General features: G+C 44.8%; 13 protein-coding genes and 1 other annotated feature. Of the genes, 7 read left to right on the top strand and 6 right to left on the bottom strand.

Annotation, left to right across the window (positions count from 1 at the left end; genetic code table 11):
* Positions 1-12: 12 nt before the first annotated feature.
* From EL633_RS00270 to EL633_RS00240, 7 genes are all read left to right on the top strand, one after another.
* Positions 13-1,674 (top strand): lipopolysaccharide biosynthesis protein, encoded by a 1,662-nt coding sequence (locus EL633_RS00270; protein WP_161981828.1) that lies wholly within the window; start codon positions 13-15, stop codon positions 1,672-1,674.
* 52 nt (positions 1,675-1,726) lie between these two features.
* Positions 1,727-2,950 (top strand): glycosyltransferase, encoded by a 1,224-nt coding sequence (locus EL633_RS00265; RefSeq protein WP_161981827.1) that lies wholly within the window; start codon positions 1,727-1,729, stop codon positions 2,948-2,950.
* A 48-nt stretch (positions 2,951-2,998) separates the two neighbouring features.
* On the top strand, positions 2,999-3,454 hold the full coding sequence (locus EL633_RS00260) for a GNAT family N-acetyltransferase (RefSeq protein WP_126625274.1): 456 nt from the start codon (positions 2,999-3,001) through the stop codon (positions 3,452-3,454).
* Between the two features lie 98 nt (positions 3,455-3,552).
* Positions 3,553-3,805 (top strand) — a binding site (T-box leader).
* A gap of 43 nt (positions 3,806-3,848) precedes the next feature.
* Entirely contained in the window at positions 3,849-6,311 is a 2,463-nt protein-coding gene (locus EL633_RS00255; RefSeq protein WP_161981826.1) for a valine--tRNA ligase, read from the top strand.
* A 237-nt stretch (positions 6,312-6,548) separates the two neighbouring features.
* Positions 6,549-7,376, top strand: coding sequence for a M55 family metallopeptidase (locus tag EL633_RS00250; RefSeq protein WP_126625272.1), 828 nt, complete (start codon positions 6,549-6,551; stop codon positions 7,374-7,376).
* Positions 7,377-7,470: 94 nt separating this feature from the next.
* Positions 7,471-8,370: a LysR family transcriptional regulator gene (locus tag EL633_RS00245; protein ID WP_126625271.1), complete on the top strand. Its 900-nt coding sequence runs from the start codon at positions 7,471-7,473 to the stop codon at positions 8,368-8,370.
* A 91-nt stretch (positions 8,371-8,461) separates the two neighbouring features.
* Entirely contained in the window at positions 8,462-9,466 is a 1,005-nt protein-coding gene (locus EL633_RS00240) for a serine hydrolase domain-containing protein (RefSeq protein ID WP_126625270.1), read from the top strand.
* 132 nt (positions 9,467-9,598) lie between these two features.
* On the opposite strand, the gene EL633_RS00235 is transcribed toward EL633_RS00240, so the two are convergent.
* The 6 genes from EL633_RS00235 to xylB form a co-directional block, all read right to left on the bottom strand.
* A complete protein-coding gene (locus EL633_RS00235) occupies positions 9,599-10,405 on the bottom strand; it encodes an ABC transporter permease (protein ID WP_126625269.1) in 807 nt (268 codons plus the stop codon).
* The gene (locus tag EL633_RS00230; RefSeq protein ID WP_246039056.1) at positions 10,386-11,153 is read right to left on the bottom strand and encodes an ABC transporter ATP-binding protein; all 768 of its coding nucleotides are present in this window, start codon (positions 11,151-11,153) and stop codon (positions 10,386-10,388) included. Before EL633_RS00230 ends, EL633_RS00235 begins: the two co-directional genes overlap by 20 nt.
* Positions 11,154-11,263: 110 nt before the next feature.
* Complete coding sequence (locus EL633_RS00225) at positions 11,264-12,346, bottom strand: ABC transporter substrate-binding protein (RefSeq protein WP_126625267.1); 1,083 nt, start codon at positions 12,344-12,346, stop codon at positions 11,264-11,266.
* 562 nt (positions 12,347-12,908) lie between these two features.
* Positions 12,909-15,185, bottom strand: coding sequence for an ATP-dependent helicase (locus EL633_RS00220; RefSeq protein WP_126625266.1), 2,277 nt, complete (start codon positions 15,183-15,185; stop codon positions 12,909-12,911).
* 171 nt (positions 15,186-15,356) lie between these two features.
* Positions 15,357-16,778: a hypothetical protein gene (locus tag EL633_RS00215; protein WP_126625265.1), complete on the bottom strand. Its 1,422-nt coding sequence runs from the start codon at positions 16,776-16,778 to the stop codon at positions 15,357-15,359.
* Between the two features lie 120 nt (positions 16,779-16,898).
* Complete coding sequence (gene xylB, locus EL633_RS00210) at positions 16,899-18,341, bottom strand: xylulokinase (protein ID WP_126625264.1); 1,443 nt, start codon at positions 18,339-18,341, stop codon at positions 16,899-16,901.
* Positions 18,342-18,596: the final 255 nt, after the last annotated feature.

Below are 18,596 nucleotides of genomic sequence, written 5' to 3'. Positions count from 1 at the left end.
GGAGGTGGGGATATGACTATGGATTCAAAAATGGGTCAGGCAAATAAACCCGGTGAAGTAGGACGCAACAAGGTCAGACACGGACTGATAAAGGATCCTACCACGTTATTCGTCTCTACTGGGTCTAACAGTTACAATAGTGAGAACATGGCTATTGATCAACAACTTACCTGGTTGATTCCAGCCATCACTGATTTAGAGCAACTCAAACAGATGTCAGACTACGAGGCAGATCCAAAGGGATATGCACCTATTATACGTACTCTGTTGAAAAACTCCGGTATCTATGCGATTGCTTCCTGTTTATCGCCGCTTACTTCCCTGTTTCTCACCCCATTTTTAACGCGACATCTGACCGGAACGGATTATAGTATCCTGACGATCCTGAATGCCACGCTGGTACTCCTGGGTGGTCTGTCGCAACTCGGACTTGGTCCAGCTTTTGTCCATATGTATCATCGGCCTCAGTCTGGTATGCAGGATCAGCCATCCGTGAGTCTTATTGCAACATTTGTTGGGCTGGTAGTATTGCTATCTTTTATTATGACCATTGCCTTAAACTTACTGAGTCCCTGGATTGCGCAATTACTATTTCATAATTCAACTTATATAAATCTTCTTTGTGTCGGTTCCTTAGTACTCCTGCTACAAAATTTGACGATTCCTGCTTATACCTGGCTACGAACTCAAAATCGTGCCAGATTTTTTACCGCACTCGCTATAGTAAATCTTCTCCTCAATCTTGTTCTGACAATCCTGCTGGTTGGCATCTGGCAATGGGGGATCCAGGGAGTACTGATAGCGCTATGTGGTAGCTATGCGGGAGTATTATTGTGTATCGTACCGTTTATCAAGTTGCGTTCTTGGCGGCAGCAATTTCGTTGGGATATAGCGAGACAACTGGTGGTAACGGGCCTCTCGACGGTGCCTGGATTTCTGGCGAGCTGGGTGCTTCAGCTTTCTGATCGTTACTTTTTGCTTGCTTTTAACTCATTCTCTCTGGAAGCCAGCTATGCGGTTGCATATACCCTGGGCAATATGTTAGGGCCGTTAGTGATTACACCATTTTCCCTGGCCTGGCATTCGGCTTTATACACCATTGCTAAAAAGGCGAATGCCTTAGAACTTTTTCGCCAGATATTCCGTTTTTATTGTTTATTTGTATTGCTTATAGTCTTTACCGTTTCTATTTTAGCGAGAGAGATATTAGATTGGTTTTTTCTGCCTGGCTATACAGAGGCGGCGGCTATTATTCCTCTTATTGCCCTGTCTAATGTAATGTATGGCCTCTTTGAGATTTTTAGTCTGGGGATTATGCTGCGCGATAAATTATATTTCAACGTCATATTGCTTCCGCTGGCAGCATTGGTGAATCTTGTTTGTAATTATGTGCTTATCTCAAATTATGGGGTGATGGGGGCCGCAATCTCTACATTGCTGGCTTATTGCCTATTGGCTGTGCTGGCTTATTGGGTGAATCAACGAATCTATGCGATTCCATTTGAATGTGGTTTATGTAGCCTGGGATTACTCATAGGTATCTTCCTTTTTTCTTGTCATCAATTGCTTTTTCCTCATGTAAATTATTCTTTGCGTTTAATAATCGGCGTTGTCCTTATCATCTGTTATGCAATCTGCTTATGGGCTTTAAATAAAACTCCTGTAGGAAAATAAATAACCGCAGGGTTTAATTGCTGGAAATGTTGTGAAAATGAGGTGTTTGTGTATGAATGTGCGTTCTTACTTAGAATTTCAGCCTACTGAACACGTATTACGAGCTCGAACCAGTGTATGCATGCACCTGCTAGGTCCAGGTAAATCTAATTATCGGGTAATGAATGATGCAATGGCTCTGGTCAAAGCGGGTTATCGTGTGACAATTGTAGATGTGATAAGTGATCAGGGGCAGCCAGATTGCGAGGACGTAGCAGGAATTCAATTCCTGCATATCGCTGCTCCAAGTTGGTTTGTCCCAACGCGTTTAAAAGTCTGGTTTGTGCTCAAAATGTTCCTTCTAATTGTACGCTGCACGCGGCGATTATTATACGTCAAGGCCGATATTTATCATGCGCATGTTGAGCACACCTTCCTGGCTACATACATGGTAGCGCGCTTGTACAGAAAAAAACTCATCTTTGATACACCTGAATTGACAATGTTTGGTCCAACCATTATGCGTTGGCCACGTCTACGCAACTGTGCTATTCAATGTATTCGCCGGCTTACACGTAATTGTGATGGCTATATCACCGGCTCACCACTTTATGGGCCTGTTCTTGCCGACCTCTATCATCTTGAAGATATCCTCATTTTGCGGCATATTCCTCCTTACAGAGCTGTTGCAAAAAATATGCGTTTGCACAAGTATCTGGGCTTAGATGCATCTGTACGGATTGTTTTGTATCAAGGATACATGCAGGAAGATCGCGGTTTAGAGCTATTGATTTATGCGGCCAATCATCTGACACCTGGTATAATACTGATATTAATGGGCAATAGCTATGGAGATACGGCTAGTAAACTAATGAAGCTTATAGATAATGAGCAGGTCGCTGATCGCATTAAGATTGTGCCTGCTATGCCATACAATGAATTATTAGATTGGACCTCATCAGCTGACCTGGGTTTGATATTGTTACCTCCTGATTATTCTTTAAGCATTCGTTATTGCCTACCTAACAAATTTTTTGAGTATATGATGGCTGGTGTACCGATCCTGGCATCACGTCTAGATGCTATTGCCTCCTTAATTGAGCAGTACCAGATTGGCCACATATTGGATGAACTTACACCCTTTCATGTTGCACAGACTATGATGACGATGTTAAGGGATCAGGAAATGCTCGATCGTATGCGTATAAATGCTCTCAATGCTATATCACAAGGACTATACTGGGAGGAGGAAAGCAAGCGCCTGATCGGCTTATATCACGATCTTACCCTTAAGTAGCTAACCAGACTGTTTGCAAAAATGCTGATTTATGGATAAAATTAAGGTATGGATATACAAATGCGACAAAATAAAGTTCTAGAAGCTTTATTGCAAGTGATCTTACCTGAAGGTATAGCAATCCGGCCATGGAATGAGGCTGATTTTTCCGCTATTCAGCAATTAAGTAGTGCTGAAGGATGGACTTCAGCTACACAAAGGCCGGATGATATGCTTCTGGCTTGGCAGCAATCCTGGCCCGCTCTGGTAGCAGTGAAAGATGAAACTGTGGTAGGTTTTGTACGTGGACTGACTGATGGCGCAATTACTTTATACGTTGCCGATCTCGCCGTAGATGCCCGCATGCGTGGGAAAGGTATCGGGCATGCACTATTGGATACCTGTCATTTTCTTTATCCAACCGCACGAATTGATCTACTGTCTACCGAGAACGCTCGTGCATTTTATCAAGCACGTGGATTCAGAATACTGTCCAATGGGATGCGGAAAAGTTATGTTCAATAAGGATTTATTTATAGCATAATTGTATTCCATGCAGAAAAAGAATGCTTGACAACGAGTGTTCTTACTTGTTATTCTTAGTGGTAACAATAGAAAAATTTATAAAGACACTGAACGAGCGGAGTAGAGAGAAACGGTTCGCCAGAGAGTGGGGGTCATCGGGTGTGAGCCCCCTTCGATTACGTCTCTTGAACGTGGCTCGGAAGTCGAATATCCGAACTGAGATACTACTGCACGAAGATATTCCGGGTAGGCCCGTTAGCGCTGTATGAGGATATCTGATCAGGACCAGGTTGGGCGGATCAGTTATCAAAACAAGGTGGTACCACGAGTTGCGTTGCCCTCGTCCTTGAGATGTGGCAACGTTTTTTTGTCAGTACAAAGAAGGAGTACTACCATGTTGCCCAACCGCTATCAATTTCATGCTGTTGAACCCCGATTAATTCGGCTGTGGGCGGATGCCCAGACCTATGCCTTTGATGCTACTGGTTCAGGTCCAATTTATACTATTGATACTCCCCCTGCTACAGTTTCGGGTGAATTGCATCTTGGCCATTGCTATTCGTATACGCAGACAGATGTTATTGCTCGCTTCCAACGTATGCGTGGCCGACGCGTCTTGTATCCTATGGGTTTTGATGATAATGGCTTACCAACCGAGCGTTTTGTTGAGAAGACGATCAAGCGTAAAGCGACCGACATGGATCGAGCAGATTTCCTGGCACAATGTTCCAAGCTCACGCAAGAGACCGAGGATCGTTTTGAAAAGATCTGGCGTCGTTTAAGCCTGAGTGGTGATTGGAACTATCGCTACTCGACCCTTTCATCTACAGTACAGCGAACCTCACAGTGGTCGTTTATCCAGCTATATCAGTCAGGGAGAGCTTACGCGCAAATTGCACCTACCTTATGGTGTGCTGATTGCCAGACAGCAATTGCCCAGGCCGAACTTGAGGATAAGACACTGCCAACGCTGTTTACTACGTTTGCCTTTCGTTTGCCTGATGGTACATCCTTGCCTATTGCTACAACGCGGCCTGAATTACTGCCAGCCTGTGTTGCCATCTTTGTTCATCCTGATGATAAGCGTTATAAGCACCTGATTGATCAGACTGCCTCTATCGATAGTGCCGCTTTTTCGTCGCAGGCAGTCATTCAAGTTCTAATCCTGGCTGATGAAGCGGTTGATCCTGATAAAGGAAGTGGAGCAGTTATGTGTTGTACTTTTGGTGATTCCACCGATGTTCGTTGGTGGCGTATTCATCAACTGCCATTGCGAGCCGCTATTGGTCGTGATGGACGTATGACGGCACTGGCGGGCCCACTGGCAGGATTAGCAATACCAGCGGCGCGCAAAAAGATTCTTCAGTCCCTGGCGGAGCAAGCATTGATCTTGCAGCAGGAGACAATTGAACATACCGTCGGGATACATGAGCGCTGTGGGACACCGGTTGAATACTTGCAGACGCGGCAATGGTTTATCCGGATCCTGGATCAGAAGGAGCGTTTTATCGAGGCTGGTCGCCAGATTCGTTGGACACCTGAGTATATGCGGAGTCGCTATGAGCATTGGGTTGAAAATTTGCAATGGGATTGGTGTATCTCGCGCCAACGTTTCCTGGGCATTCCATTTCCTGCCTGGACATGTCGTGCCTGTGGTACATTGCTACTTGCTACTCAGGAAGAACTGCCGATTGATCCGCGCTTGAAAGGCCCCAATCGATCCTGTGCCTGTGGTTCGACAGATTTCGAGCCAGAAATGGACGTTATGGACACCTGGGCCACATCATCTTGCTCGCCATTAATTATTGGACGTTGGATGGATGATCCTGACTGGTTCCAGCAGCATTTCCCAGCCAATTTACGTCCTCAAGGCCATGATATTATTCGAACCTGGGCTTTTTATACAATTATTAAGTCTCTTTATCATTGTAATGTTTCGCCCTGGCAGGAGATTATGATCTCTGGTCACGCCCTCTCAGCCGAACGTAGTAAAATTTCGAAATCCAAGAATAATAGTTCAGATGGACCGCTATCCATAATCGAGCAGGAGTCCGCAGATGCACTACGTTATTGGGCCACATCAATCAAGCCTGGAAATGATACTGTTTTTAATCCGGAAGCGCTTGCGATGGGGCGGCGCCTGATTACCAAGTTATGGAATGCTTGCCGCTTTGCTGAGAGCCGTTTGCAAGATCTGGATACTGCTACGTTAAACCGCCAACCTGAAGATCTATTGCCGACCGATCGCTGGCTCCTGTCGCGTCTAGCGCATACGATTACCTTTGCCACCAGGCAACTTGAGCAGAGTGATTATGCGGCGGCCCGTGCTGAAGTTGAACGTTTCTTCTGGGCAGACCTATGTGATAACTATCTGGAGCTGACCAAGTCCAGGCTCTATAAAGGAGAAGGAGCAGATCGCCATGCCGCACAGTGGACGCTTTACCATACCTTATTAAATGTCTTGAAGCTTTTCGCCCCTTACATACCATTTGTTACGGAAGAGATCTATCTAGGACTCTTTCAGCAATGGGATGGGTGCGCCTCAATTCATATTGCATCCTGGCCAGTCGCTAGAGATAACTGGTTTGATGAGCAAGCTGAAAATGCAGGTAAGTTGCTGCTAGAGATCATACGCCAGGTTCGCCGCCATAAAGCGGAGCAGGGGCTTTCAGTCGGTGCGCCATTGGAGTCCATTAAGTTGACCATATCAGCGGCAGAAATCCCGATGTTACAAGCTGCCCAGTGCGATCTGCAAAGTGCTACGCGCGCCCATACGCTGGATTTTCGACTTCAGCAGGCAGGAGATGCAGAATTGTTAGCGCCATGGAAGATGGAAATATTGCTCTCGAAAGTTTGATTGGCTTCATCAAAAAGCAAGTATGGTTCTGGCAAACGTGTGTTTTCGTTGGCGAAGTACTTTTCCTATAGTGGTTATCTTGTCGATATCTAAATAAACGTTTAAAAGGAAAAGTGCTTTGCCATTTTGTGCGTGGTTGCTTTGTGGTCCCAAATGTATATGGTCATGTAAGTATCGCTGCTAATCTGTTACAATAATGCATGAAATAGAGGTAAGCTAAAAAGGGAGAAATGACGCATGAAGCTTTTTCTATCTACAGATTTCGAAGGTACAAGTGGAATTGTAGCATGGGAACAAATTATTGAAGGCAATGCGGAATATGAGCAGGGGAGACGCTTACTTACTAATGAAGTAAATGCCGTCATTGCTGGCGCGTTGGAGGTAGGGGTGACAGATTTTGTGGTCAATGATGCTCATCATGCAATGCGCAACCTGCATCCACAGGATCTACTCGGTCGAGCAACTTTAATTACGGGTAGGCACAAACCTTTTTATATGATGGAAGGATTGGATGCTAGCTTTGACGGTATCTGTTTTGTCAGCTATCATGGTTCGATCGGTGCTGAGCACGCGATTCTTTCCCATACATATAATCCTGGCGCGATCTGGGAAGTGCGTATTAATGGTGAAATAGTCGGAGAGTCAGGTATCAACGCTCTGGTTGCCGCCCATTATCAAGTTCCCATTATTTTTATTAGTGGTGATGAGGCTACAGCACGAGAAGCGGGCACTATTGCCCCGCAGGCTGAAAAAATTATCGTCAAGCAGTCACTGGGCCGTTTTGCAGCAGCCCATGTTCATCCTGAGGTAGCCTGTGAATTGTTACAGGTGGGAGCGCGCCGTGCTGTGGAGCAGCTCTCCAAAATGCGGTATCCCGATTTTACGCTACCAGTAGAGCTTGAAATCACTTTTCAGGTAGCGGACATGGCAGAGATGGCAACCTGGATTCGTGGCGTTGAGCGTAGCGCACCCCGAACTGTTAAGATTGCTAGTAGTAACTTATTGGATCTCTATCGGACGTTTGTTATCCTTGTTACTTTGACGCGTTCGCTCGTTGATCGCTAGCCACTATGGAATGCGGCCATTTTCTGCTAGTAGACAGAGATTACGAAGATAAAGATGAAGCACAATTAAATTTCCAGTAAGGTAAATAAGTCGCATGAATTTACAAAACCTGCGTGTTTTCTTAAAAGTAGCTGAACTTGAGCATATTACAAGAGCATCAGAAGAGCTTCATCTGACGCAGCCAGCGGTGACAAAGATTATTCAGAGCCTGGAGCATGAGGCACAGTTGGAACTGGTAGAGCGGCAAGGGCGACGTATTGTGTTGACCCATGCAGGTCGTGTGCTGCAGACCTATGCACGAAAAATGTTTTCCCTGGAGCGTGAGATGGATGACGCTCTCGCTTCCTTGCGCGATATCCATCGTGGAGAGATCAAACTGGCCGCAAACACAACGGCAGGCGTATACTTATTACCATCAATTGTCGCACGTTTTCGGACATTATATCCCCAGGTAGGCTTGAATATTTCTATCTTGAATTCGCAAGATATTATTGAGCATATCCTGGATTGGTCCTTGGATTTTGGTATTGTTGAAGGCGAAACGTCTCAATTGCCAGGAGGACTAGATGTGCGCTTTTTCACACGTGATACTTTGATTCTGGTTGCTTCTCCCAACCATCCCTGGTGTGGTATGGATGCAATAACGCCCGAACAGCTTGGAGATCAAACTCTAATTGTGCGTGAGCCAGGAAGTGGTGTGCGAGATATGCTCGAGCGTGATCTTGCTTGCCGTGGAATTACGCTTCATCCATTACTTACCCTGACAGATAACGAAGCTATCAAACAAATGGTAATAAGTGGAGTTGGATCTGCGGTTGTATCCTTTTTGACAGTCCAAAGAGAACTTGCAAGTGGTGATTTAGTACAAATCCCTTTCTCCAGTATGAGCCTGCATCCCCAATTAAGTTTTATTCAACGCTCCGACAAACAATTATCGCGTGCCGCTCAAGCGTTCTTTTCGTTTCTCTTCCCGCTCGCTGAAAATCCAGTATAAATATTCTCTCTTCTGTTTGTGTAGACTGGAAATGTAGCGCTTATCAGTGATTAACAAGTTTTGCTTTTAATCAGAAAAGAAAGAGGGCTAAATGGATTTATCTCTTATTGATGCTGTTATTAACGAGTACATTCAAGATGAAGATCCAGGTGCGGTTGTGGCTATTGTGAAAGATCGTGAGATCTATTATCAGCAAGCATATGGAATGGCAAATATAGAGTGGGGTATTAAAAACACTCCAGAGACTCTCTTTCGCATGGCTTCAATAAGCAAACAATTTACTGCATCGGCCATTATGTTGCTGGAGCAAGCTGGAGAATTGAATATTACTGATGATTTTACACAATATGTGCCAGGCTATCCGACTCATGGGTATGCCATCACTATTGAACACTTGTTAACCCATACCTCAGGATTGAAAAGTTTTACCAATCTGGCAAGTTATCCACTATTTTCTGTACAAGATCTGACACATAATGAACTACTGGCATACGTCAAAAATGAGCCATTGGATTTTGCGCCTGGCACCCAATACGCTTATAACAATACAGCATATTATTTGTTAGGCATGATTATTGAAGCAGTCTCCGGGTTGAGTTATGCAGATTTTATGCGTACATATATCTTTGAGCCATTGGATATGAGATCTGCCTGTTATCTTTATGACGAGCCTATCATCAAGCAGCGAGCCAGTGGATATCAAAAAAGAGCGGAAGGTAGTTATGAGAATGCTTCTTACGTTTGTATGAAAATCCCATTTTCAGCTGGCAGTCTGGGAGCTCGTATAGAAGATCTTATCAAATGGGACCTGGCGTTGCGTGAAGAGGCGCTTTTGAATAAAGCTATTCAAAGGCGTATGTATACGCCAGTGAAGTTGAATGATGGGCAACAGGAAAATTACGGCTATGGATGGGGGGTAAGTAAGCATATGGGACATGCCGTAGTGAATCACTCTGGTGGAATCAATGGTTTTGTCAGTTTTATTGCGCACTTTCTTGAGGAAGAATTAAGCATAATGTTTTTATCAAATAATTCGGGTGGATTTGATGCTGGGAAAGCCACCTGGGATATCAGCTCGCTAATTTTGGCTAATTAACGTCACGTGTCATTTTTATCCAGCACACCTCGAGCCTGAGGTTCTCGCTCATTTAAGAGGAGGAACATGGCGAGGCGCTCGCGAGCGCCTCGCCATGTTCCTCCTCTTAAACGTTGGTATAGAGAGGCATGGTTAGACTGCGAAGCCCCAGCGTCTACGAACCATTCTTTCTAGTGGCTGAAAGATAATGCTATCAATGGCAATACCAATGATGACGATGACAATCATGATGGCAAAGATTTGTCCGATGTCTCCGAAGTCTCGGCCTCCTTCAAGTAAAGCGCCCAGGCTGACGGTGTTGTAGAGTAACTCTGCCGCCATCAATGAACGCCAGGCAAAGGTCCAGCCCTGTTTGAGCCCGGTAAGAATGGATGGTAAGGCGGCAGGTAGTATAACCTGTGTTGAGAGGGCCAGTCCACGTGATCCCATATTACGAGCAGCTTTAATATAGACAGGTGGAGTATTTTTGATACCCGCATCTACACCTAATGTAATTGAGAAGAGAGCACCCATTACTACCACAAAGATCATGGCCTGCTCACTTAAGCCAAGCCATAACAGAGCCAGTGGAATCCAGCAGACGCTAGGTAAGGCTTGCAATGCAAGGACAAGAGATCCCAGTGTTTCTTCTATATAGCGATTGCTACCAATTGCCAATCCCAAGATCAAGCCCAGGATAAGCGAGATACCATAACCTAGTGCCAGACGACGCACACTTACCAGGATGGCGGTCACTAATGAGCCATCTTGATATAGTACTTTTGAGCTCTCCAGAACGGTGAGTGGTCCGGCGAAAAGATAATCTTTCCAGATATGGGCGTTGGCCAGGAGTTGCCAGATAGCTATCAAGCAAGCATAGAAGATAAGCTGGCGTAAAAGTTTACCTATCCATCGTGTGTGGACACGTTTTTTGGTGATATTAATGGACGGTGCTGCCAATCTTTTTCTCCTGTTCTTGTTCTTCCATTTCTTTGCGTAGCGTTTGCAAAATTTCGGAGGCTTTATCTACCAGCTGGTGATCCTCCAAGCTGCGTGAGCGTGGTAGATTAATGTGGAAGTCGCGAATGATACGTCCGGGCCGGGGAGCAAAGACTATCACGCGATCTCCTAATGCAACAGCTTCTCGTACATTGTGGGTAACAAAAAGGATAGTTTTATGGGTTGCGGACCAGATCGTTTCGACCTGGGCTTGAAGCTTGTCGCGTGTGAACGCATCAAGAGCCCCAAAGGGTTCATCCATTAACAATATTTCAGGATCAATGGCAAGGGCACGAGCGATGGCAGCGCGCTGGCGCATTCCGCCAGAGAGTTGATGTGGATAGCTATGTTCAAAACCGTTAAGGTTCACCATATTGATGTAGTAGCGAGCAATCTCCGCCCGTTTTTTTGCAGGAACATTGGTCTGACGCAAGCCAAACTCGACATTTTTTTGTACATTCAACCAGGGGAAGAGTGCCGCCTCCTGGAAAAGTAAGATGCGGTCGGTTCCTGCTCCACGAATGGGTTTATCATTAGCGATAATGGAGCCGCTAGAGGGTGATTCGAGGCCAGCAATAATGCTCAACAACGTCGATTTGCCACAGCCGCTTGGTCCCAAAAAGCAAACAAATTCGCCTGGTGATATGGAGAGATTGACAGGGCGTAATGCCTCTACCACACGTTCGCCATCCACAAATGTTTTACTCACGCCTTCTATCCGTAGCGATTTACCGCGAGCGGGTGGGGATATAATGTCCCCACTGCTTGCGGAAATAGAACCTCTTTTATTGACGATAGATTGGATCATTTGCATCTCCCTTATGAGGCTGCAACCTTCTGCAGTCCCTTGCTATTGAGCACAGTGTTCAGGGTATCAAGCGAGAAGATATTAGCAAGGTCTGGCTTACTCTTACCCAGAAAACCTAGCGCATAGGCATTGTCTGCTGATTTGAACAAGGTCGTCGCTAATGGATCATATGTGATATCTAGCCGCTTAAAGGAACCATCGATAGCTTTAGCTGAAAGGGTTTTGCCAGTGAGCTTCTTTAACTGTTCGTTAGCAACTTTCTCTGCTGCGGGCAAATTGCTGTTGATATATTGAACAGTCTCAACGTGAGCCTGAAGGAACTGTTGCACCACATCTGGATGTTGATCTAGAAATTCTTTACGAGCCACAACGACCGTTGTGATAAATTTATTATTGGGCCAGGTGGTACGTTCGTCTACGAAGATTGTTCCCTGGGCCTCATTGACGAGGCGAGACGCCCAGGGTTCTGGTACCCAGGCACCATCAATCTGTCCTTGTTTGAACTCGTTCAGGATATTAGCATTATCAGTTGGCAAAATTTGGATGTCACCACCCTGTTCACTAGACTTTAGATTGTTTTCCTGCAGGTAGTGACGCAATGCAATATCCTGTGTTCCGCCTTTTTGTGGGGTCGCCAATTTCTTGCCTTTAAGATCGCTGGCAGTCTTAATATTGGCTCCTGGTCTCACAATGAACGAGGCGCCGCCACTAGATGCACCTGCAATGATACGTAAGGCATCACCATGGCTTTTCACATAAGTATTGATGGCAGGATTTGGTCCTACATAGCCAATATCGATATCGCCCGCACTTAGAGCCTCCATCAATGCTGGTCCTGCATTAAAAGTTTTGGATGCATCCAACTTATTGTTACCTAGAGCCTTAGCAAAGGTTCCATTCGCCACACCAACCAGAGCGACTGCATGGGTAATATTGGGAAAATAACCGAGATGGACGGTGACAGGACTACTAGACTTGTTTCCCCCACTGTTGCTACTGCTAGTATTGCTATCATTGCCACAGGCAGTTATAGCCAGTGAGAGAAGTATCAGGATAGCCAGGATTCGTGGGAAGTGACGGGATGATACCTTCATAAAAATACTACTCCTTCATCCTTAAGACAGAGCATGAATATGGTTACAAAAGACGTGCCTTAGCAAAAGATGTCGTAGGTGTGTCTGACGAACGACCATATAAAAAAAATACTACTCTTTCCCAACCATCATTGGCTTATGAGCTCACTCTCATTACTTAAAGGGATGAGTGTAAATACAAAGCAGGCTGAATAGTACAGCCAGGATTTTATTATGTGCTGTTATCCTATAAAAATGTAACGAACATTACATTTTTATCCTTTGATCGTGATAGAACACCACAAATATGAAACTGATGTTACGATATTGTTTAGAGATTACATAAGTTTAAATCAGAAGTCAATATTTTTGTTGATTTTCTTGATGAATTTAGTCATCAATAGAAAGTTTATCCATGAAACTTTTCTGTGCGTGTATCTTTTATTCATAATAAATGCATATCAATCTGATAGAAATTTCATATGAGTAGAGTAAGAGTAAGGAAGAAAAGAGGGGAGTTCCTGGCAGGAGATCCTCGCTAATCCTCCTGCCAGGAACTCCCGGCTTATGTGGTTTGGTATTTCTAAAAGAGCGTAGGTGTTTCAACCAGAGGGCTAAGTTTGCGTGGAGTGCCGTCGTGTTTGAATAGATAAGGATTGAGTTCACCATCCTCATTGGTTGGAGTAAGCGCAGCCTCATCAATAAAGCGCGAGGGAACGGCATCGCTACCACGATAGCGGAGTAGCGAACTGAGGAAAAGTTGTTTTTGAGCACGTGTAAAAGCTACATAAGCCAGACGGCGCTCCTCAGCCATACCGGTGAGTGCAATTGGACCATCATCGGCGATCATTGTAGAGGATCGGCGGTGTGGGAAAATGCCTTCAGTCATGCCCATTACAAAGACGACCGGGCTTTCCAGGCCTTTGGATTTGTGAATAGTCATTAAACTCACACAATCGCGTTTGTTCTTATTATTATCTTCTGCCTGCTCTTTAAGTTTGGTCATTGCTTGCAAAAAATGGCGGATCGTATGATGCTTTTGAGCAATCTGAATTAATTCTTCAAGTTCATCATAACGCGCCTCAAGCTTAACCTCCTCATGATGGGTTGGCGCCTCTGCCTCATCCTCCGCATTATCCTTGTGTTTGCTATCGTAGTGGCGCAAATGAACATCATACGCCATTTGGCGAAGTTGTTTGATAGCTTCAGCGGGATTATTCTTTGATTTTGACCATAGCCGTTTGATTAAAGCAACAAGATCCTTGACACCCAATTGATGTTCTTTAGCAATTGTATAAGGATATTCTTCACAGTATTGTAACAATGGTCGACCGCTGGCATGGGCAGCTAAGGTACCATAGAAAGTGGCATTGAAGCGATGTGAGGTTTTGCCAGTACTGGCAAAAAACTCGCGGGATGGGATGTTAGCAACGATACGGAATGCCGTATTTTGTTCGCCGCAATGCACTGGTGTAAAAACATCATCCCATTTTTTGGGATCTGGACCATTGCGAGAAGCCAGGAAATCTTCATGAACACGTATTCCATCCATTAAGGAGAGATAAGCCAGGATATCGCGTGTCGTTTTACGTTTGAAGAACGATGAACCACCGGCGGCACGATAAGGAATACGCTTACGTGCCAGCGCAATCTCTAATGATGCCAGATGATGATTGGTACGAGAGAGTACAAAAATATCTTTATAAGAGAGTGCCTCTTGATGTTCTTTCCAGGTACGTTGCAAGCGATCGATGCCCTCAGCAATACCCTCTGCCTCCATCTCTTGATCCTCATATGCCGTAACCCAGACAGGTGCTCCATCAGCCTGCGTTGAGCGTAGCATCTTTTCAAATCCAGGCGTAATATCGTTATGACTGATCAGCTTATTCGCCGCTTCAAGAATCTGAGGAGTGGAACGATAATTGTGCTCGATGCGATAGATCTGCCCTTGAGGATACATAGTTTTAAAAGACAGGATTGATGCTTCCGGACTAGCGCCCCGGAATTGATAAATAGCCTGATCTGGATCACCGACCACGACTACATTTTGTTTAGGAGCGGCCAGATATTGGATCAACTTATACTGTGACGGATTGGTATCCTGTGTTTCATCCACCTGTAGATACTGATACCGTCCCTGCCAGGATTTACGATATTTAGGACTGGTTTCTAACAAATTAAGCGGAATGTAAATCAAATCTGATAGATCGTAGAGTTTTTCCTTTTTTTTCGTCTGCTCATAGGTAATAAAAAACTCTTGATAGCGGGCTGCAAGCTCGGCTTCTATACTCATATCACTGCTGAAGAAGGAACTGGACGTTTCGGGTGTGATCATTGCATCTTTAGCCCGATCAACAGCGGCCAGAGCATCAGTGATTTCGACATCCCAATTCATGCCGCGGGTGCGATTACTACGCCATGGGCGAATAATATCCTCTGCCAGCCACTGACGAGGATCACCACTAAGCAGTTTCTGATTTAATTGTTGAGGAGTGAGCTCTAATTTCTCGCGCAGCATTTGATGGCCAAGACCATGGAATGTTACCACCCGGAGTGGCTTAATTTCTTTTAAAGTCATGCCACGTGCACGCAATGCTTTTGATGCACGCTTTTCCATTTCATCAGCAGCGGCTCGTGTAAATGTGACACAGAGAATAGATTCTGGTGCAATCCCCTCATCTGCCACAAGCCGAACCAGACGCTGTACAAGAATCGATGTTTTCCCAGTACCTGCCGCAGCAATAAATGCCGCGGGCCCATTCGTATGGGCGATCGCGGCAGCCTGTTGTGGATTAGCATTAAACGAAGGAATGGTACTGGTTCGAGTTTTTGCCTTTGGTCTTGTTCCCTGAGAGGTCATTCTACAACTTTCTCTAATTACTAGTGCTCAAGTTTTCAGTGTATGAATGGTTTTTACGACCTGTACTATAGCAGGTTCAACTGCAGAGAACAAGTGGAATCCCATAAAAGTGAGATGCTAATGTCTCTCTTCTAATCAGCATCTCACTGACGTCACAGCTGGGCTGTTTGTTTACCAGCCTTGAGATAGACTTAAGCCATAGCGTACTAATTTGCATTGTTCAATGCGTTGAGCATCACAGGTAGATGAAGCTGAATAATTGTCACTAAACTCCATCAACTTGTTGGGACCTGCTAAAACGAGATCCCAGTCTTCCTGTGGTATCTGGGGGAATAAGTAATGAAGTTCCTCGCGTTTTGGCCAGCCACTTTTAAGTTGAAAGAGGAGTTTGTGCAAGACTGCAGGTATACCCTTTGGTAAGTAAAGAACATGAGAATGGATAGTAATAAAACTTCCACGCAAATGTTGATGCGCAAATTCATTAATTGTTTCAAAGATATTGATAGTGGCTCGCTCATAGACTTTATCATAGTTCCAGCTAATACGTTGATTCTGGAAGTGAAATTCAGTAATAGTTTGGAACTTCTCAAAGGTAGTTTTTAATTGTTCAATTGTCCACTCTCCCTGTGTAAGATCAGCATAGCGCTGAATAATGGCATTCAACTCGTTTTCAGTTTTCCAACTACTATTCATGGGTAAGAAGTGTTCTGGCAATAGTATCTTAAGCATTTCAAGAACACAGGATTGGGCTGTAGCCTCTGCCAGTTGAGCAACAGTAGGATTGTTCAGAAGATCATATTGTTGAAGCAAAGAAGCGACATGAGCAACATGACGATAATGCGCAGTTGATATTCCGAGATGGTCTGTTGTTTGTTGCCATGTAGGCGTGTAACCATACCAATAAGGTTCAGGTAACAACAATACTCCTCCGTCATCCAATAGTTCACAGCGCCAGGCAGGAGTTTTAAGCAGGTGTTCACGACCAAAGCGCTGCACTAACTCTGGCCCAAAAATGTTGACGAGAGAAAGATTATGCACATGCCCTTGAAAAGCATCTAGCCAGTCAGTGGAAGGTTCATGCGAGAAACTTGCATCGTAGAGGGATGCATAGAACGGATGTAGGTGATTATAGGTAAGTTTCACTACTTCTAACCAGTGCTTATACGCTTGAATGCCATCACCATCATACTTGCCTGCTAGATATTTTTGATCTACCTCGATTGATAGGGTGCATAGCGATTCGGGGGACAAATTCAAATTGAATTCCAATGTCTTCTCAATATGATATGCACATAATTTCAATGGGCCGTTGTGGTTTTGAAAGAATGTGTTCAGTTCAGATTGTAGCCGTTCAGTAATACCAGCCTGAAGCATGGTAGGTAGTAGTTTTTCTAATGCTGGCGTAAGGCGATGTTTAGATCGGCCTGGTTGGTGGACATGCCACCATGTTTTAAAGCAATCTATCGTTTCTAGAGCAGAAACGAGTCGGTAGCCTTGATTCACTAAAATTTCGAGCCATGATTCTACAATAGTTCGATTAAGTAAAGTCTGATAATCTTTTATGTCAAAGGTGAGTTCTAACAAAGGCTGCATAGTACCATCTCTTTCTTGAATTCATTTTTCATTTTTTTGTCGTTCAAAAAGAGCAAAAAATGCCCTGCTGCTTCAGAGAAAGCATAAGATTTGTAAAGGAGTAGAAAAGAATCTCCTCGCTTAAAAGCTCATCCTGGCTTGTTGTAGAAAGTGTTGATAGATGTTTTGATAGAGCGAGGCTCTTTGTGAGTCGGGGGTGATGTAGGCTTGAATGCCGGGAGCTATTTGTTGAGTTGCCTGTATATCAGGCCAACTATGATTGATGATCCCTGCCAATAAGGCAGCGCCGCGAGCGGATGCTTCGCTAGTGTTGACCAATTCTAATGTACGGCCAAGGATATCGGCTAGCATCTGTTGCCAGGCTGGATGAACACTTCCACCGCCCGCCAGACGTAAGCTAGAGGCTTGCTGAGCAGCAGGTAAGGATTCAAGAGCAAGGCGGATGCCAAAGGCAACGCCTTCGAGAGATGCATAGAACAACTCTTCCCGACGATGATGGATGCGTAGATGTAAAAAAGCTCCACCTTGATGATCTGCCAGTTGGTTAGCTCGTTCCTTTGTGAACTCAGGTAGAAAAATTAATCCTGTTGATCCTGGCTCTACCGAATTGGCACTGGCAAAAATTTCATCCCAACTGGCATTGAATGTTTGTCTGACCCAATCTAGAACCAATCCTGCGTTCTGGATTGCAGCCATGTTATACCAATTTTTGCCATCGGCGGCTCGGTAGAGATGTGTACGTGTAGTCTCATCTGAAAGTGGTTGTGCACATAGCTGTATAATCTGAGCACCAGTGCCCAGTGTTAGTTGTAACGTGCCTGGAGCCAATAAACCAGTTCCTAATGCAGCAGCAGCAGTGTCAGCGGCACCTGTCGCAACAGGTATAGCTGCTGGAAGGCCGAGTTCAGCGGCAGCCTTAGTTGAGAGTAAGCCAGCCTTAGCACTTGAAGCCATGATATCAGGAAAGAGAGAGCGCTTTAAGTTTAAACTTGCAATTACATCTTCCGCCCAATGATCACCAGGTAAGTCATAAAGTAAGGTGGCCGACGCATCACTTGGATCTGTGGCTGGAATGCCTGTCATACGCATGCGCAACCAATCCTTAGGCTGAAGTGCCCAACGTGCCGATTGATAACTGGCTTTTTCATATTGTGCAAGCCAACATAAAAGGGGACCGGCCATACCAGGGACCAAGGGATTCGCCAGGCGTTTTTTAGCAGCAGCGCTTAGAGATTGATAATGAGACAACACTGCCTCTGCACGCATATCTGCCCATAGTAGCGCTGGCCGGAGCGCTTTACCTTGTTCATCGGTTAGTACTACGCCATGCATTTGTCCGGAGAGTCCAACTGCTGTAATTGTGGGATGCTTGGCTGCAACCAGAGCGTTATGTACAGCGGTGACTGTAGATTGCCACCAAACCTCAGGATCGCTTTCCACCCAACCCCGGTGAGGAGAAAGCACTGTATAATCTGTTTTTCCCATTCCCAACATACCTCCTTGCTCATCTAAAATGATTACTTTAACTGAGCTTGTTCCCAGATCAATTCCTACTAATGCCATGTTACACTCCTCACCACATTATAGTGCGTAATAGAATCTGGCTCTTTTAGATAGCCGCCAGGGAGTCACTCTATAAAAAAAGCACCTAGATTTTTATTATACCGTATAAAGATGTCAATGTATATATCTGGCCCATTTTGGTTATTAGCTTCATTTACTGTATGCTTCTTTCCTCGACAAAATAGGATACTAGAATGAGTTTACAACTAATTGCACCAGTAGGACAAAAGGTAAAACTCATTTATTTAACGTCAT

It is taken from the genome of Dictyobacter alpinus (assembly GCF_003967575.1).
Lineage (GTDB): Bacteria > Chloroflexota > Ktedonobacteria > Ktedonobacterales > Ktedonobacteraceae > Dictyobacter > Dictyobacter alpinus.
Note: the sequence above shows the minus strand (reverse complement) of the source record. Positions and strands in the feature narration are given on the sequence as shown.

What these genes read in the sequence shown, in the direction of transcription:
- EL633_RS00270 (WP_161981828.1), top strand. Translation starts at nt 13, where the DNA reads ATGACTATGGATTCAAAAATGGGTCAGGCAAATAAACCCGGTGAAGTA.
- EL633_RS00265 (WP_161981827.1), top strand. Translation starts at nt 1,727, where the DNA reads ATGAATGTGCGTTCTTACTTAGAATTTCAGCCTACTGAACACGTATTA.
- EL633_RS00260 (WP_126625274.1), top strand. Translation starts at nt 2,999, where the DNA reads ATGGATATACAAATGCGACAAAATAAAGTTCTAGAAGCTTTATTGCAA.
- EL633_RS00255 (WP_161981826.1), top strand. Translation starts at nt 3,849, where the DNA reads ATGTTGCCCAACCGCTATCAATTTCATGCTGTTGAACCCCGATTAATT.
- EL633_RS00250 (WP_126625272.1), top strand. Translation starts at nt 6,549, where the DNA reads ATGAAGCTTTTTCTATCTACAGATTTCGAAGGTACAAGTGGAATTGTA.
- EL633_RS00245 (WP_126625271.1), top strand. Translation starts at nt 7,471, where the DNA reads ATGAATTTACAAAACCTGCGTGTTTTCTTAAAAGTAGCTGAACTTGAG.
- EL633_RS00240 (WP_126625270.1), top strand. Translation starts at nt 8,462, where the DNA reads ATGGATTTATCTCTTATTGATGCTGTTATTAACGAGTACATTCAAGAT.
- EL633_RS00225 (WP_126625267.1), bottom strand. Translation starts at nt 12,346, where the DNA reads ATGAAGGTATCATCCCGTCACTTCCCACGAATCCTGGCTATCCTGATA.
- EL633_RS00220 (WP_126625266.1), bottom strand. Translation starts at nt 15,185, where the DNA reads ATGACCTCTCAGGGAACAAGACCAAAGGCAAAAACTCGAACCAGTACC.
- EL633_RS00215 (WP_126625265.1), bottom strand. Translation starts at nt 16,778, where the DNA reads ATGCAGCCTTTGTTAGAACTCACCTTTGACATAAAAGATTATCAGACT.
- xylB (WP_126625264.1), bottom strand. Translation starts at nt 18,341, where the DNA reads ATGGCATTAGTAGGAATTGATCTGGGAACAAGCTCAGTTAAAGTAATC.